General features: G+C 36.9%; 17 protein-coding genes and 1 tRNA gene. 15 read left to right on the top strand and 3 right to left on the bottom strand.

Going from position 1 to position 17,058, the window contains the following annotated elements; translation table 11 throughout:
- The first annotated feature begins 12 nt into the window (after nucleotides 1-12).
- Nucleotides 13-85 (top strand) — tRNA-Phe (locus ACJMML_RS05325).
- A 125-nt stretch (nucleotides 86-210) separates the two neighbouring features.
- Here the strand turns inward: ACJMML_RS05325 and deoC are convergent.
- Nucleotides 211-933, bottom strand: a complete 723-nt coding sequence (gene deoC / locus ACJMML_RS05320) for a deoxyribose-phosphate aldolase (RefSeq protein ID WP_405306326.1) — start codon at nucleotides 931-933, stop codon at nucleotides 211-213.
- 54 nt (nucleotides 934-987) lie between these two features.
- Nucleotides 988-2,652: a tRNA uridine(34) 5-carboxymethylaminomethyl modification radical SAM/GNAT enzyme Elp3 gene (locus tag ACJMML_RS05315; protein WP_405306325.1), complete on the bottom strand. Its 1,665-nt coding sequence runs from the start codon at nucleotides 2,650-2,652 to the stop codon at nucleotides 988-990.
- A 104-nt stretch (nucleotides 2,653-2,756) separates the two neighbouring features.
- On the opposite strand from ACJMML_RS05315, the gene ACJMML_RS05310 reads away from it, so the two are divergent.
- Nucleotides 2,757-3,032: a PRC-barrel domain-containing protein gene (locus ACJMML_RS05310; protein ID WP_405306324.1), complete on the top strand. Its 276-nt coding sequence runs from the start codon at nucleotides 2,757-2,759 to the stop codon at nucleotides 3,030-3,032.
- A gap of 12 nt (nucleotides 3,033-3,044) precedes the next feature.
- Complete coding sequence (locus tag ACJMML_RS05305) at nucleotides 3,045-3,350, top strand: DUF2098 domain-containing protein (protein ID WP_405306323.1); 306 nt, start codon at nucleotides 3,045-3,047, stop codon at nucleotides 3,348-3,350.
- A gap of 10 nt (nucleotides 3,351-3,360) precedes the next feature.
- On the opposite strand, the gene ACJMML_RS05300 is transcribed toward ACJMML_RS05305, so the two are convergent.
- On the bottom strand, nucleotides 3,361-5,439 hold the full coding sequence (locus ACJMML_RS05300) for a DEAD/DEAH box helicase (RefSeq protein ID WP_405306322.1): 2,079 nt from the start codon (nucleotides 5,437-5,439) through the stop codon (nucleotides 3,361-3,363).
- A gap of 127 nt (nucleotides 5,440-5,566) precedes the next feature.
- Here ACJMML_RS05300 and ACJMML_RS05295 point away from each other — a divergent pair, with 127 nt between their 5' ends.
- The 12 genes from ACJMML_RS05295 to thsA form a co-directional block, all read left to right on the top strand.
- Complete coding sequence (locus tag ACJMML_RS05295) at nucleotides 5,567-5,836, top strand: thioredoxin family protein (protein WP_303738724.1); 270 nt, start codon at nucleotides 5,567-5,569, stop codon at nucleotides 5,834-5,836.
- A 24-nt stretch (nucleotides 5,837-5,860) separates the two neighbouring features.
- Nucleotides 5,861-6,955: a cobalt-precorrin-5B (C(1))-methyltransferase CbiD gene (cbiD, locus tag ACJMML_RS05290; protein ID WP_405306321.1), complete on the top strand. Its 1,095-nt coding sequence runs from the start codon at nucleotides 5,861-5,863 to the stop codon at nucleotides 6,953-6,955.
- Nucleotides 6,956-7,066: 111 nt separating this feature from the next.
- The gene (locus ACJMML_RS05285; protein WP_405306320.1) at nucleotides 7,067-8,152 is read left to right on the top strand and encodes a glycosyltransferase family 4 protein; all 1,086 of its coding nucleotides are present in this window, start codon (nucleotides 7,067-7,069) and stop codon (nucleotides 8,150-8,152) included.
- The gene (locus ACJMML_RS05280) at nucleotides 8,149-9,015 is read left to right on the top strand and encodes a shikimate kinase (protein WP_405306319.1); all 867 of its coding nucleotides are present in this window, start codon (nucleotides 8,149-8,151) and stop codon (nucleotides 9,013-9,015) included. Before ACJMML_RS05285 ends, ACJMML_RS05280 begins: the two co-directional genes overlap by 4 nt.
- 93 nt (nucleotides 9,016-9,108) lie before the next feature.
- Complete coding sequence (locus tag ACJMML_RS05275) at nucleotides 9,109-9,450, top strand: chorismate mutase (protein WP_405306318.1); 342 nt, start codon at nucleotides 9,109-9,111, stop codon at nucleotides 9,448-9,450.
- Nucleotides 9,437-9,634, top strand: coding sequence for a 30S ribosomal protein S17e (locus tag ACJMML_RS05270; protein ID WP_287411096.1), 198 nt, complete (start codon nucleotides 9,437-9,439; stop codon nucleotides 9,632-9,634). The genes ACJMML_RS05275 and ACJMML_RS05270 overlap by 14 nt, the downstream gene beginning before the upstream one ends.
- A 192-nt stretch (nucleotides 9,635-9,826) precedes the next feature.
- A complete protein-coding gene (locus tag ACJMML_RS05265; RefSeq protein ID WP_405306317.1) occupies nucleotides 9,827-11,047 on the top strand; it encodes an aspartate kinase in 1,221 nt (406 codons plus the stop codon).
- Nucleotides 11,044-11,937, top strand: coding sequence for a 4-hydroxy-tetrahydrodipicolinate synthase (gene dapA, locus ACJMML_RS05260; RefSeq protein ID WP_405306316.1), 894 nt, complete (start codon nucleotides 11,044-11,046; stop codon nucleotides 11,935-11,937). Before ACJMML_RS05265 ends, dapA begins: the two co-directional genes overlap by 4 nt.
- A 12-nt stretch (nucleotides 11,938-11,949) precedes the next feature.
- Entirely contained in the window at nucleotides 11,950-12,771 is an 822-nt protein-coding gene (gene dapB, locus ACJMML_RS05255) for a 4-hydroxy-tetrahydrodipicolinate reductase (RefSeq protein WP_405306315.1), read from the top strand.
- Between the two features lie 9 nt (nucleotides 12,772-12,780).
- Nucleotides 12,781-13,830 (top strand): aspartate-semialdehyde dehydrogenase, encoded by a 1,050-nt coding sequence (asd, locus tag ACJMML_RS05250; RefSeq protein ID WP_405306314.1) that lies wholly within the window; start codon nucleotides 12,781-12,783, stop codon nucleotides 13,828-13,830.
- Between the two features lie 230 nt (nucleotides 13,831-14,060).
- Complete coding sequence (locus ACJMML_RS05245; RefSeq protein ID WP_405306313.1) at nucleotides 14,061-15,218, top strand: glycosyl transferase; 1,158 nt, start codon at nucleotides 14,061-14,063, stop codon at nucleotides 15,216-15,218.
- Between the two features lie 370 nt (nucleotides 15,219-15,588).
- The coding region (thsA, locus tag ACJMML_RS05240) for a thermosome subunit alpha (protein WP_405306312.1) at nucleotides 15,589-17,058 on the top strand (1,470 nt) is incomplete at its 3' end.

Raw genomic sequence — 17,058 nt, 5'->3', positions numbered from 1 at the left:
TTCGGTCCATATGCCATGGTAGTTCAGATGGGAGAACGCTAGACTGAAGATCTAGATGTCGCTGGTTCAAGTCCGGCCCATGGCATTTAATTTTAACTTATTTTTCTTAATCTTTTAATATCATTTCAGTGTTTTCAAAATTCAATTCTAAAAATAGTTTTTAAGATAGATTAAGAAGTGGTGATGGATTTTTTTTTAATTTGATCTTCGTTATAATGTGATAGGTTTTGGTTTTACCTGTGTGTTTTCTCTTAAATCTTTGTATGCCTTAACGATTTCATAACCGTTGTCACTGCCGATTAAATCTGCTCCGCCGGTCAATATCTGGTTTGCAAACTTATATTCGTTTATGCCACCATAGATTTCGATTTTGATTTTTGGAGCATATTTTTGGATGATATTTATGTCATTGACATTTTCAAAGATGTGATTTGGGCTCACGAATCCGGTTGAATTTTTAATGAAGTCTGCCCCGGAGTTTTCAGCAACTTTTGCGGCATTTGCCTTTTGATAGTCTTCCAAAGCTTTGGTTTCCATGATCACTTTTAAAATCTTGTCGCCCATGACTTCCTTGATTTGCCTTATTTCATTTTCAAGCAGATTATATTTTTCATCTTTCAGGTAGCTTAAATTGATTACAACCTCGATTTCGTCTGCTCCTTTTTCAATCAGTTCCTGAGTTGCTGCGATTTTACTTTTGGTGTCGTCAAAACCTAGCGGAAATCCGACTACACTTCCAACCTTGATGTCGCTGTCAGCCAATATTTCTTTAGCTAATGGCACGTAGGTTGGTGATATGACGACTGAATGGAAGTTCAATTCTTTTGCTTTTTCGAGAAATTCCTTCATTTCGCTTTCAGAAATCATATTATTTAAATTAGTGTAATTTATTAGGCTTGCCAATTGCTTTGAATTTTTTATATTATAGACCATAATATCACTCTCTCAATTAGTTAGTATATGTACGAACATTATATTTAAATATTTTCATGCCAATTTCTTCATCATGTAAGGGCCAACTTTTTCATAGCCGAACTTGCGATAATAGTTTCTGGTGCCTATTCCACTGATGATAGCCATTTCATCCTTGCCGTTATCGATGGCAATGTTTTCAGCTTCTTTCAGGAGTCTTTCACCAAATCCGGTATGCTGGCCGATTTTTGGATTTTTGCCTCCGATTTTAATCATGTTTCCATAGACATGCAATTCACGGATTAAAGCGGTGGTGTCGGTAATCTCCTCTCTAAAATGATTTTTGGAAGGCAGTCTCAACCTTATGAATCCTGCAATGCTTTCCTCATTAATGTCTTCAATTGAAAGGAAATGTTCCTGACCATTGCATGCAGTATAGTTTTCGCTGAACAGTTCAAAGTCATCTAAGGTATATTCCCTGGATGTTTTCTTATGGCCGATTTCACGGCAACGGATGCATTGGCAGTCTATATGTTCCTTTTCGAGGTTGTTGTAAACAAGTTCTCCAAGGTTTGATTTCTTGACGCCCGCTTCAATAAGAGTTGAAGGAATGTCCCTTTGTATTCTCATGGTTCTGACCCATTTTGGAAGAATCGCTTTCACTTTTGTGATAAGTTCGACGGCCTCATCGTCATTATACGGTTCATATCCGCCGTTTTGCCATAGGTCATACAGTTCGCTTCCCTTAGTCACCAGGCACGGATATATTTTGAGCATGTCCGGCTTGAAATTGTCATCGCTGAACAATTGCTTGAACATTTTCAAATCCTGGCTTTGGTTTGAGAAGAGTCCCGGCATCATGTGCATGGCAACCTTAACGGCAGAATCTCTTAGAAGCTGATTTGCTTCAACAACATCCGCTATTGTATGTCCACGTTTGATTTTTATGTATAAGTCATCTGACAATGTTTGAACACCAAGTTCAACTCTTGTCACACCAAAATCAAGCATCCGGTTGATATGTTCTTTTTTGCAGTAATCCGGACGTGTCTCAAATGTCATTCCGACGCATCGGACTTTTGAATTTTCATTTACCCTTTGCGCTTCATCAATCAGGACATAATCGTTTGGAGGGTAAGTCTTCAACACTCCCTTTTCAAAGGATCTTATTTCTTCATAGTCAAGATTGTAATCATAATTGGTCGGTTTGTTTTCCATAATCAATCCAAAATCACACATTGCCTTCAGGCATTGTGATACGAACCATTGCTGATAGCATAAGTCCCTTGAAGGGAAGGTTCCGCCCATGATGATCAATTCGACCTTATCGATTGGATGGCCGATTTTTTTAAGCTGTTTCAACCTATTGAAACACTGGACGTAGGGGTGGTATTCATACATTCTTCCCCTAAGTGCTGCAGGTTCCTCACCTGTATAGCTCGGAGGGGCAATATCGCTTTCAGGACAATAGAAACATCTTCCATGCGGACATTTGTGGGGATGGCACATGACTGCAACAATTGCAACACCTGACATTGTTCGGGTAGGCTTTTTCTTCAGGATTCCTGAAACGATTTCCTTTTCTTCAGGCTTGGCATATTCAAGAATATCCGCATTGCTCATGAACTTGGAAAGCTTCAGGTCACGGCACAGCTGCCTTTTTTCGACTTCAAGTTCCCTTCGTGTTGTAATCTTGCCGTCAAGAATGTCATCAATTATAATTCTGCATGCTTTTTCCATTGTCTTCACCATAACTACAATAGTTAACTTTATATACGGGTGTTATTTAAATACTTAATGAAATAAAATGTATATTATATAAAAAATTTAATGAAGGTGAAAAAATGAAAATTAGAGAATTTATCGGATCAACCGTTTTAGATAAAAATGCAAATGTAGTAGGTAAAGTAGATAATGTTGATTTTGACACTGAAACTGGTAAAATCGAAACCATTACTTTAACTTTACAAAAAAATATCTTCTCTAAAGATGAACTTGAAATTGCTTTTGACGATATTGCAACTATCGGTGCATACATTATCTTAAACAAAGAAATCACAAAAGAAGAAGAAGTTGAAGAAGCTGAAACTGTCGAAATAGAAATTCAAGACGAAGAATAGACAGGTATTAAAATGGTTTTTGATGCAAGAGGATTGGAAATTGCTCTTGATTCCTATGTCAGATATGTGGATACAGGAACAATCGGCAAAGTGCTGGATGTAAAAACACAGGATGGCATGGAATGGGTAAAACTCGATAAAACCGATTTATGGTATCGTTCTAATCTAGTTGAATTGCTTGATGATAAGGACATTAAAAAGTCCACTCTATATGATGACAGGGACAATCAGGACCTGGACATCGAAGCAATGAAAGAAAAAGCAAATGCATTGGAAGACATGCAAATGGATTCCAGTGTAGCTGAAGGTGGAGGTTAAATCCCACCTTTTAATTATTTGCGAACAATCTTATTTTTTCGGCTAGCTTAGGACCGATTCCTTCAACTTTTTGTAACTCATTTTCAGAAACACCACTCAAATCATTTCCAAAGATATTGACCAGATTTCTAGCTCTTTTTCTTCCAAGTCGCTTAACGCTGATAACCAATGGAATGATGTCTTCTTTAACGCCGTAATATAATCTGGCGGATAGGATGTCAAAGTCTTTTAAGTTGGAATAATTCCCTAAAACTTCTGAAGTGTCCTTTGCAAATTTGACAAGGCGTGATGCTTCATAAGCGGATCTTCTGGTTGAAGCGGAGTATACGCTGTATCTGTTTTCAATCTCGTATTCGTTTCTCTCATCAATCCACTCCATCAGGGATACTGCAGTTGCTTCTGGGTTGCCGATATCGACTGCAAAGAGGCCGGCTTCTGATAGCTTGTCACGAACAGGATCTTTTGATTTTCTGCCCTTAAATGAAATCAGAGGCACATCAGGTGTTTCGCATAATGCGTAAATGAATTCATTGACATTGATTTCTGTGATTCCTGAAATGTATTCCTTGATTTTAACCGCAGTTTCAACAGAATAATTGGATTTGGCTATTAGGCTTCCGAAATCAGTTGTTTTTAATCCTTCAGGGGTTGCCCTTATTATTCCATTTTGAAGAAGGAATTCCAGTGAATTTTCAAGTTCATATCTAATGCTGTCGGCAGCAAACATTGCCATTGAAGGATTGTTTGCCATTTGGTATCCATATAATGTTTTTGAGAAGAATTCAGTCAATTCATCCAAATTTTTGGAAAGAGTTGATGCGATTTGGGCAATAATCTGTTTTAGGATTGCATCCTTATTGTCAACAAGCTTTGAATTGGTCAGTTCAATTTCGCCTTTGATATAGTATGCCTCCAGATTCATGGCTTCATCCATGGTTTTTGCAATCAGATAGGAGTATCCGACATCGTCATATTGAGGTCTTCCGGCTCTTCCGGACATCTGCTCGTAATCAAAAACAGGAATAGGCTGAGGGCCTTGTGCAGTCCATCGTGTATTGTCCCTTATGACAACAGTCTTTGAAGGCAGGTTAACTCCATACATCAGACTTGGAGTTGCTGTAATCATTAAAATGTTTCCGTTTCTGAATTCATCTTCAATAATCTCTTTTTGTTCATTGAAAAGGCCGGCATGGTGGAATGCCACTCCATGTTCTATGCTTTCGGCCAATTTAAGGCAGGTTGTTGTTGGAAGTGAACCCTTTCTTTTTGGAATGTCCAGTATTTTTTCTGCAACCTCTTTAAAGCTTTCCCTTTGCTTAACATTAATCTTTTTGTCAATCTTTTTGGAAACGTATGTTGCAAGGCTTTCCGTAAATCTTCTGGTTGAAACAAAAGCCAATGCCTGTGATGAGTCTTTGATTGATTTTTCCAATACCTTTACAATGACATCATTTTTGTTTTTCGTATTGAACATCTCCGCATCCAATACTTCCTTATGCAACGGCACAGGCCTGTAGTCATGCTCAACGCATTTTCCTTCAAGCCACCCTTCAATCTCTTCAATATTTCTCAGGGTAGCGGATAATGCGATTATTCTCATTGAAGGATTTATGATTTTTGCCCTTGTTATTGCAGCTTCAAGAGTAGGGCCTCTTGTGAATTCCCCAATCATATGGAACTCGTCAATTATCAATGTGTCGACGTCCCTCAGGGTGTTCCAGGAAAATCTTGTAAGTGCGTCAAATGATTCAAAAACCATGACTGACAAATCTGAGCTTGCCGGATGCTTTCCGACACTGATTCCATGCTCCTCAAAAGCCTTGAACTCTTTCACTTTTTCGTTTTGAATTGAAAGCAGTGGTGCTGCATAGACTGCCTTTCCGCCATTGAGTATTGTCTTCAGGGCAGGCAACACTCCCAGAACGGTTTTACCGCTTGCAGTTGGAATGCAGATAATATAATTTGATTTGTCTTCCAGATAACCGGATTCAATCACCGCTTTTTGAGCAGGATTGAACTCTTCAATATAAGGGTAAGCACTGTTGATTATTGTTTTGATGTCGTCTCTTAAATTTTCCATTTTTATCATTTAATTTTTATTTTCTTAATATATATTAAATATTTCCAGAGAGCATTTGAAAAGTATTTGGGTAACAATTATATATAACTAAATTATAAAATATTTACAAATTAACTTATTTAAGGAGACATAACTTATGGCAATTAAAGTAGAAGTATTTTCAACTAGTACCTGTCCACACTGCCCAGCTGCAATTGATGCGGCAGAAAAAGCTAAAGACAAATTAGGTGAAGCAATTGAGGTAGAAGCAATCAAAATTGATGATCCTGAACACCCAGAATACAGACAAAGAGCAGTTGATTATCAAATCATGGCAGTTCCTACAATTGTAATTGACGGTGAAGTAACCTTCGTAGGCGCTCCTTCTGAAGACGAATTGATTGACGCACTTGAATCTAAATTATAGATTCTCTCTTTTTTTATTTTTAAAATGACTAATGACAATTATATGGGCGTGACAACCGGAACAATAGCTACTGCCTGTTCCCTAGCCGCTTTGGATGCAATTTTGGACACTTCTGATATCGCATGCGTTAAGGTTGAAACCCCCAAGAAGACTTTGGACATCATTATCGATGAATGCAAAAGGATTTCACCAACCAAAGCATATGCTGTAGCTCATAAAAACCCATATAATGATCCTGATGTTACAGTTGACCTGGCAATCGTGTCAACTGTCGAAATTTTTGATAAAACCGGTGAAGAATGTGTTGTCATTACCGGTGGGCAAGGCGTTGGAAAAATCACAAAGCCCGGCCTTCAGATTCCTGTAGGGGATTATGCAATAAATCCTGTTCCCCGTCGCATGATTTTGAAAAACTTGAAAGATAAGATACCTGAAGGCAAAGCCGCAAAGGTCACCATTTCCATTCCTGAAGGTGAAAAGATAGCCAAAAAGACAATGAATCCAAAATTAGGCATCGTCGGAGGAATATCTGTTTTGGGAACAACAGGGATTGCAAGATCCATGTCCAGTGAGGCCTACAAAAATTCCATTGTCACTCAATTGGATGTTGCCCTTGCTTCAAACATTGGTAATCTGGTTTTCGTTCCTGGAAACATAGGCGAAAAATTGGCATTGCAACGATTGGATGTTACAAAGGAACAGATTGTTCAAACAGGCAATTATGTAGGGTTCATGTTTGAGGAGGCAGAAAAAAGGGGAATTACCGAATTCACATTCTTTGGCCATATGGGCAAACTGATTAAGGTTGCTGGAGGATTATTCAACACCAAACATGCTGTTGCCGACGGCAGGCGTGAGATAATGGTTGCACATGCGGCAATCTGTGGTGTTGGCCAGAAAGACCTTCAAAGATTGTTTGATTCCAAAACAACCGATGACATGATGGATATTCTAAATGAACTTGACGTTTCAGTTGAAGTTTCAAACAGCATTGCAAATGCAATCAAAGACAGGTGCAAGCAACGCTTTGATTTGGATTTGAATGTGTTCCTGGTGGATATGGAAGGAAATTTTTTAAACGACAATATGGAAATTGCAAGTAATCAGCACAATATTTAAAGTCCCTATTTTTTAGAACAAATCAGCATTTGACAACTGATAGTAACTGATTAATTATTTAAACAATAATTTTATTATATATTATATAGTGAATTATTGGAGTTTATTTTTATGAAAATAGCTATGGTCGGTCAGTTCCCTCCCCATGTCGGAGGGGTTGGTGTTCATATTCATACCCTATCAAAAAAATTGGTTGAGATGGGTCATGAAGTTTATGTGATAACTTATCCTCACAAGGAAATCCGAGATATTGATGGAATTCATGTCATTCCAACAAAAGGGCTTAGCATTAAAGGCGTCAGAGGATTGATGTTTAAGAAGAATGCTAAAAAGGCATTGAACAAGCTTATAGAAAAGGAAGACATTGACATTATTCATGGCCATTACCTGTTCCCTGCAGGAGCGGCTGCCGTTGAGGCCGGAAAGGAACATGGTATCAAGACATATGTCACAGCACACGGTTCCGACATGTTTGAATTGTATAAGAATCAATCTTTCATGCGTTCAACAATCAGGAAGGTATTGGAAGATGCGGACGGTGTCTTTGCAGTGAGCAATGCCTTAAGGCATGAGATAATCGCAACAGGCGTTGTTGGCATATCCAACAAAACCAAACTTTCATGGAACTCCGTTGACATCAATAAATTTTCAACAAAAGCTAACGATTCATTTAAAAGGGAATACAGGCTTACAGATAAGCCAATCGTTCTTTTTGTAGGCAACTTAATCAAAAGGAAAAATGTTGATTCACTTCTCGAGGCCAAAAAAGTCGCAAACAGTGACTATTATCTTGTGATTGTTGGAGACGGGCCGCTGTTTAAAAAGCTCAGAAAGAAAGTTGAAGAGGAAAACATTCGTGATGTGATATTCACTGGGGCTCGCGATGATGTGGAGGACATCATTCCCAGCTGTGATGTTTTGATCTTGCCGTCCTATTCTGAAAGTTTCGGTTTGGTTTTGATTGAGGCATTGGCCTGTGGAAAGCCTGTTATCGGAAGCGATGTTGGAGGCATAACCGAAATTATCAATGACGATGTTGGTTTATTGGTCAATCCAACCAAGATTTCATCAATTGCTATGGCAGTCGACAGGATTGTCAATGATGAAAACTTAAGGCTTGTCCTGTCAATGAATGCAAGAAACAGAGCATTGGATTTTGCGGTAGTTGACATTCCATATGAGGAGCTCAAACCATGAAAAAGATTGTCAGGTCTCCTGGTTCAGCAACAATAATCAATGCCATTGCCACTGGTTTCGGTTCAGCATTCGGAATATGTCTGGACATAAAATGCGAAGCGAAGTCGATCTCAAGCGGAATTGAATGCACTAATGATGTTGGAGCGGACACTGGATTAATGGATTTGTGTGTTCGGAAGGTATTTGATCACTATGACATTGATGAGAATGATTTTGGAGTCAGCCTAAAGACAAAATCCACTTTGCCTATGGCGTCAGGCCTTTCAAGCAGCAGCGCTTCATCAAATGCAATCGTTAAGGTCACATCTGAAATTATTGCAGAGGAGTTTGATTTGAGTCATTTGACTGATTTGGAAGTGGTCAATATGGCTATTGATGCATCTCTTGATGCGGGCGTTACAATTACAGGTTCCTTTGATGATGCAACTGCTTCATACTTTGGTGGAGTCGTTGTAACCGACAATAAAAACAGGAAATTCATCATTAATGAAAAGATGGATGAACATGACATTTTGATATATATGCCAAATTTCCATTCAAAATCAGGCGAATCGGATGTTGAGCGAATGAAAGTTCTCTCTCCTTTGGTTGAAACCGCATACGATTTTGCATCCAAAAAGGAATATTTCAAGGCAATCAATTTAAATGGTTTGATTTATGCATCTACATTGGGATTCGATTCTGCAATCGCAATCGATGCTCTTCAGGCAGGGGCATTTGCATCAGGCCTGTCCGGAACAGGTTCAGCTTTTTTTGCAGTTGTTGATAACGATTCAACAGATGATGTCCAGGATGCATGGAGCAAATATGAAGGGCAAGTAATTGAAACTGCCGTGGACAATGATGGATGTTGTTTATTATAATCCCCGAGATTTTTTCTTCAATTTAAAAAATAAACATATAGTTTATATACTATGATTCCAATAAATTATATTATTATCAATTTGGTGATTTTTTTGAAAAGTAACAATAACGAAATCTCTTTTGAAAATGAAAAAGAAGCTAAAATACTTCTCGAAAAATCCCGAGTGCGTATTGATGAAATTGATAATGAGTTATGTGATTTAATTTCCGAGAGAACCTCTCTAGCAAAGGATATTGTCTTTTCTAAGCAATATCTTGGAATGCCTATTTATGATGAAAATCGGGAAAAGGCAGTCCATGAAAAAATTGAGAAGTTGGCTAGGGAAAAGGATCTCGATGTTGATATTATTGATCAAATCGTAAATATGCTAACAATTTTAAGTAAAAATGAGCAGAAAGAAATTTTAAGGAGGAATGTTGATGGGCAATATTAGAACTTCATTTGTTAAACGTTTAGCAAAAGAACTTATTGAAACTCATAAAGGTGTTTTCACTACTGATTTTGAAGAAAATAAAAAATTAGTACAAGAATACTCTACTGTAAGTACTAAACATTTAAGAAATAAAATTGCAGGATATGTTACAAGGCTTGTAAGGTTAGAACAAACCCAAGACTAAGCTTTTTTCATATTTTTTTACACTTTTTTTTATAAAACTCTTTTTTTTTAATTTATACTTTTTAATTATTCCAATTGATATTTTGATTAAAGTATATTAATACGATTAAATAAAAATATATATGTATATTTTGTTTAGTTACCATATTGAACAAAATTTTGATTAATACTTTTTAAGAAATAGGTGAACTTAATGGATTTGATAGTAGCAAAATTTGGAGGAACCTCGGTTGGTGATGGTTCCAGGATTAAAAAAGCGGCGCAGTCCGTTGTAAATGAGTATATGAAAGGAAATCAGATAGTGGTAGTAGTTTCAGCAGTAAACAAGACTACTGATGAACTTATAGGATTATCTGATGAAGCTGTTGGCGCTAGTTTGACCGATAAGCAGAAGGCAGAAATAATGGCTATGGGTGAATTGACTAGTGTTAGATTGTTTTCAGCAACTATTGAATCTTTAGGAGTCAAGTCTGAATATATTGATCCATATCATGAATTATGGCCAATTGTAACTGATTCTAATTCCTTAGAGGCAAGCATTGATTTCAATACCACTACTAAAAAGTCAGAGGGTATTAAGAATCTTGTCAATCAAGGGATTATACCGGTTGTTTGCGGATTTTTAGGACAGGGTCCTAGCGGTGAGGTCACCACTCTCGGAAGAGGTGGAAGTGACATTACAGCATTCCTGCTTGGGCACTGCTTGGATGCAACTGAAGTTGTCATTGTAACTGATGTGGAAGGTGTAATGTCAACTGACCCTAATAAAATTGAGGAAGCTCAATTGTTAGATGAGATATCCGTCGAGGAAATGAGGGATTTGGCCACTCATGGAGCACAGGTCCTGCATCCTCATGCATTAAAATACAAAGATCCATCCATTTCTGCAAAAATTATCAATTTCGCACATGGAGACTTGTCTTCAAAGGGAACACGTATTGTAGGCCCCTTTGAAGGAGACATGCTGAAGTGTGTAACTATGTATAAGAACCCTATTTCACTTATAGCCATTGTTGGTGAAGCAATGCTTAAAAAAACCGGCTTAATAGCTACTTTATCTGGAAGCCTTGCCGATTCAGAGATTAACATTTTCGGTATTTCAGCAGGCCAGAATTCAATTACAACATTTGTAGATAAGTCAGATTCCAACAAGGCATATCATTTATTGCATCAGGTTGTTGTAGACACTGATGTATTAAGTTCTCTATCATTGGGAAGAGACACAGCAATGATTACATTTGTAAGTCCTGATATTATTGACACTCCAGGAATAATTTCAGATATTACAGAACCACTCAGAAAAAATGAAATCAACATTGTCGAGATTATTTCATCACAAACAGCAATTGTACTATTTGTTAACTGGGAAGATGGTGAAAAAGCACGCGAATTAATTAATGAGGTTTTAGAATGAATTTTGAAGGAACATATGTTGCAATGGTAACACCATTCACAGAAGATAAAGAAATTGATGAAGAAGGTTTTAGATCAAATATAAACTATCTAATCGATAAGGGCGTATCAGGTTTGGTTGGTGCAGGTACCACCGGTGAATCTGCTACAGTAAACCATGAAGAACATCAGAAAATCATCGACATCCTCGTTGACGAAGTCAATGGAAGAGTCGAAACTATAGCTGGAACTGGAAGTAATGCAACTTCAGAAGCACTTTCTTTAACTAAATATGCATTAGATGCCGGTGCTGATGCTGCATTGTTAATTACTCCATATTACAACAAACCACAGCAGCATGCTTTGATTGATCATTATACCACAATTGCCAATTCTGTTGACATTCCACTTATATTATATAATGTACCGTCACGTACAGGAATAAACATGGATGTTGAAACTATTGTCGAATTGGCAAAAGTTGATGGTATTGACGCTGTTAAAGAAGCAAGCGGCAGTGTCGACAAAGTATCAGACATTTACAGGGCACTTACCCATGAAGGACTTGAAGATGACTTCAACATCCTTTCAGGTGAAGACTCATTGACTTTGCCTCTCATGGCGGTCGGTGCAACCGGTGTAATTTCCGCTTCCGCAAATATTGATGCAAGAAGAATGGTTTTAATGGTTGACAGTGTTTTGAATGATGACTATACAAGAGCAATGGAACTTCACTATGAAATGGTCGAATTGATTAGGGCATTGTTCATTGAAAGTAATCCTGTACCTGTTAAAACTGCAATGAATCTTATGGGATTGCCATCCGGACCATTAAGAAAACCTTTAGTTGAAATGAAACCGGAAAATCTTGAAATTCTTAAAAAAGCATTAAAAGATTCTGAATTAATATAATTAGGTAATAATATGATTAGAGTAGCAGTAACTGGAGCTGCAGGAAGAATGGGCTCCGGAATTATTAGAAAAATCACAGAACAAGATGATATGGAAGTAGTTGCAGCTATTGAAATGCCAAACACTCCTCTTGCTGGTAGGGATGCTGGCCTTCAAGCTGGAACCGAAGAGTTAGGGGTTGAAATTACCGGCTCTGAAAATTTGGAAGAAACATTAAAGGCAGCAAAACCTGACGTATTGGTTGATTTCACCATTGCACCTGCTGCAGTTGAGACAATCAAAACCGCAACCTCATGTGGAGTGGGCATAGTTGTTGGAACTACCGGGTTCAGCGATGAACAGATGGAGTCAAACATTCAGAATGTCAAAGACAACAATGTTCCTGCTGTCATTTCATCAAACATGGCTATTGGAGTTAACGTATTCTTCAATACCATAAAGAAACTTGCCCCATTATTATATGATTTTGATATTGAAATTATTGAAGCTCACCACAATCAGAAAAAGGACGCTCCATCAGGAACAGCCATGACCGCTTTTGAAGTTATAGCTAAAGAACTTGGCCGTGACACTGAAGAAGTAGGGGTTTATGGAAGACATGGTTTGGTTGGAAAAAGAACTCCTGAAGAGATTGGTGTTCATGCTATCCGTGGTGGTGACATTGTTGGAGACCACACCGTAATGTTTGTGGGTGATGGTGAAAGAATAGAGCTCAAACACCAAGCACATACAAGAGAAGTGTTTATTGCAGGTGTAATCAGAGCTATCAGATACATTCCTAATGCTGAAAAAGGTATTGTCAGCAGTATGAATGATGTTTTAGGATTAGAATAGGTGTTAAATATGGTAAATGTAGGAGTACTTGGCGCAACCGGAATGGTTGGTCAAAGATTTATTCAATTGCTTGAAAATCATCCTGATTTTAAAGTGACTGCACTTGCAGCCTCTTCAAGATCTGCAGGTAAAAGATATGAAGATGCCACAACCTGGTATATGAATAATGAGATGCCAGATTCTGTAAAAGACATTGAAGTAATCGAAACTGATCCTAAGGCTATGGATGATGATGTGGATATTGTATTTTCATCACTTCCGGCAGATTTTGCACTCACTGTTGAAAAGGAATATGCTAAAGACTATGTTGTTGCAAGTAATGCAAGCGCACACAGAATGAAAAAAAATATTCCATTGGTGATTCCTGAAGTCAATCCTGAATGTTTAGACATGATAGATGCTCAGCAAAAGGAAAATGACTGGGACGGATTCATTGTAACCAATCCAAACTGTTCAACTATTGCTCTTGCCTTAACATTAAAACCTATTGTTGATAATTTTGATGTTAAATCAGTTAGAGTGTCAACCATGCAGGCTGTGTCCGGTGCTGGTTATAACGGCGTTCCATCAATGGCTATTGTTGATAATCTTGTTCCATACATTGGTGGCGAAGAGGAAAAAATGGAAAGCGAATCATTATATCTGTTAGGTAAATACGATGGTAATGATGTAATCAATGCAGATTTCAAATTAAGTGCGTCATGTCATAGGGTACCTGTTATTGATGGTCATACTGAAGCGGTATTCATTGAGTTGGCTGATAATTTTGACATTGATGATGTAGCTGATAAAATGTCAAACTTTAAAGGTTTGCCACAAGAACTAAATCTATTCTCAGCTCCTGAAAATCCGGTCATTGTTAAAGAAGAATCAGACAGACCTCAGCCAAGAATGGACAGAAATGCAAGCAATGGTATGGCTGTAACCGTTGGTAGGCTAAGAGAAGATGCAGCATTTGACAACAGTTTCAAATATGTTTTAGTTGGTCATAACACCATTCGTGGAGCAGCTGGAGCATCAATATTGAATGCTGAATTGATAAATGATAAAATACTCTAATTTTATCCATTTATTTTTTTTATTTTTTTTAATTTTTACTGATTTTTCGATTTGTTTTCTATTTGTTTTTTGTTTTATTTTTTAGTTAGTTTAAGGGTTTAATTTAAATAGTATAAAAGAAATATTTTATATCAAGGAATTATATTGTACAATATATCGGAATTTTCAAATTCATTAATAATTAATAATTTGAAATCGATATTGGGATAAAATTTTAACTAAGGGATAGAATGGAAATAGGAATTGATGCTGAAAAAGATACTCTACAATCTTTAATTCGGTCTTGCCTATTAGAGCTTAATCAGTTAAAATATGAATTAACTGAGCTTGAAGTGGAACGAGCTAATGATAACACTCCACAAAGGATAAAAGAACTCGAAAAAGACATTGTAGATAAGGAAAAAGAAGTTTCTGTCATTAAATTTAAAGCTGAAGATGAAATAAATCTTTTGAAAAAACAGATGGACGAAAAGGATATTCTTATCAAAAATCAGGAAGACAGGATCTATGAACTTGATTATGTAAACAATTCTCTTGATGAGATTAAGGAATATTTTGCAGAACAACTTCGTGAGTATAAGAAAAAAGAGTTGTCTGATGTTAATGAAAGATTAAATGAGTCTTACAAAAGTATTGCAGAAAAAGAAGCCCAAATTAATACTCTTTCTAGAACTATTGATGAATATAAAATCAAAGTGCTCAAATTAGAAAATGATGTGGAATCACAGGCTCAAATTTTAGAACTTGAAAAACAGATTGAGCTTAAGGATAATGAGATTCGCATTAAAGAAAGTGAAATTAATCAGATTAATAATGAGTTAAATATTTTAAAACAGCAAACAATTCCTAAAGATGAGTATATATCCCTTCAAACTCAATTCGAATCTGAGCTCAATGCGATGAATGCTGAAATTGATAATTTGAGAGAAGACACTATCCCTAAGGCTGATTATGATGATTTGCAATCTAAATTTGATTCCGAAATCAAAACATTGGACGGCCAAATCGTTAATCTGCAGGAAAATTCAGTTCCTAAAGAAGATTACATTTCACTTAAAACAAGATTCGACACTGAACTCGATGCAAGAGACAGTGAAATCAAATATCTAAGAGAAAGGTCTATTCCTAAGGAAGATTATGTAAATCTTCAAAATCAAATGCAAACCGAGCTCAATGCACGTGAAAGTGAACTTCGCTATCTTAAGGAACAGACTGTTTCACGTGAAGATTACTTGAGACTTCAAAATGAGCTTCAAAGAAAAGATGATAAGATTAAAAGATTAGAAGAAATCAATGCTTTCTTCAATGAATTGCAAGAAGAGCAGGAAGCTTATGAAACTCAAGAAAACACTCCTCCTTTCAGATTGGAGAAAAAACAAGGTAGATAATTCTACCTAAATTATTTTTTTATTATTTTTATAGTTTATTTGCGCGTTCATCTATCTATCCCAATGATATTCCCAAACCTTATAGATTACATTTCATTTAGTTGATTTTGCATTTAATAATTTTACATGTTTGCATGTAACTTTCAATATAATTGCTCATGATTTCCATATTCGTGGCAGATATTTTCATTGCATTTTCCCTTTGAATCTTTTTCTTACTTGAATTTACTTTATACCGTAAAGTATTTATATAACCTCAAACTCATGTATTAAGTAGAAAGGTTTTGTCAACACTATAAACTTATTTTACTCATGTTGATATTATAAAACTGATCTATTTATTTAAAAATTAAAAAAAAGGTGATTATTTATGGCACAAGGACAACCAATTTTTATTTTACCTGAAGGTACTAACAGGTCTGTCGGTAGAGATGCACAAAGAAATAACATTTTAGCTGGTAAAGTATTAGCTGAAACTGTAAGAACTACTTTAGGTCCTAAAGGAATGGACAAAATGTTAGTCGACGGACTTGGTGACATCGTAGTAACCAACGACGGTGTAACTATCTTAAAAGAAATGGACATTGAACATCCAGCAGCAAAAATGCTCGTAGAAGTAGCAAAAACCCAAGAAGACGAAGTCGGTGACGGAACTACTACTGCAGTAATCATTGCTGGTGAATTATTGAAAAAATCCGAAGGATTATTAGATTCTGACATTCACCCAACTATCATTGCTATGGGATACAGAAAAGCAGCTGAAAAAGCTCAAGAAATCTTAGACCAAATCGCAATCGACGATATCGATTCCGAAATCTTACTCAAAGTAGCTATGACCGCTATGACCGGTAAAGGAACCGAAGCTGCACGTGAACCATTAGCAAAATTAATCGTAGAAGCTGTAGAAGCTGTAGCAGAAGAAGACGGCACAGTTGACACTGACAACATCAAAATCGAGAAAAAAGACGGCGCTGTTGTTGAAGAATCCAACTTAGTTGAAGGTGTAATCGTTGACAAAGAAAGAGTACACCCAGGCATGCCATCTGAAATCAAAGACGCAAAAATCGTATTAGTCAACACTCCATTAGAAGTTAAAGAAACTGAAATGGACGCTGAAATCACAATTACTGATCCTGCTCAAATGCAAGCTTTCATCGAACAAGAAGAAAAAATGGTTAAAGACATGGTCAACAAAATCGTTGATGCTGGAGCAAACGTTGTATTCGCACAAAAAGGTATCGATGACTTAGCACAACACTACTTATCCAAAGCTGGTGTTTTAGCAGTAAGAAGAGTTAAAAAATCAGACATCGAAAAATTATCCAGAGCAACCGGCGCTAGCGTCATCACCAACTTAGATGACTTAACCGCTGATGACTTAGGTATTGCTGGAACCGTAGAAGAAAGAAAAATCTCCGGTGAAGAAATGATTTTCGTAGAAGAATGTTCCGGTGCAAAATCCGTAACCTTATTCGTAAGAGGAAGTACCAAACACATTGTTGACGAAATCGTAAGAGCAATCGAAGACGCAATCGGTGTAGTAGCAGCTACCGTAGAAGATGACAAAGTTGTTGCTGGTGGAGGAGCTCCTGAAATCGCAATGGCTAAAAAACTCAAAGACTATGCAGAATCCATTTCCGGAAGAGAACAATTAGCTGTAAACGCATTTGCAGAAGCTTTAGAAATCGTACCAAAAACCTTAGCTGAAAATGCAGGTTTAGACAGCATTGACTCATTAGTAGATTTAAGAGCTGCACAAGAAGACTCATTCTACATGGGATTAGATGTATTCACTGGTGAAGTAGCAGACATGAAAGAAGCTGGAGTAATTGAACCTAAA

Origin of the sequence: Methanobrevibacter sp. (assembly GCF_045130115.1) — an archaeon.
Taxonomy (GTDB): domain Archaea; phylum Methanobacteriota; class Methanobacteria; order Methanobacteriales; family Methanobacteriaceae; genus Methanocatella.
This window is presented reverse-complemented; position numbering and strand designations above follow the sequence as displayed.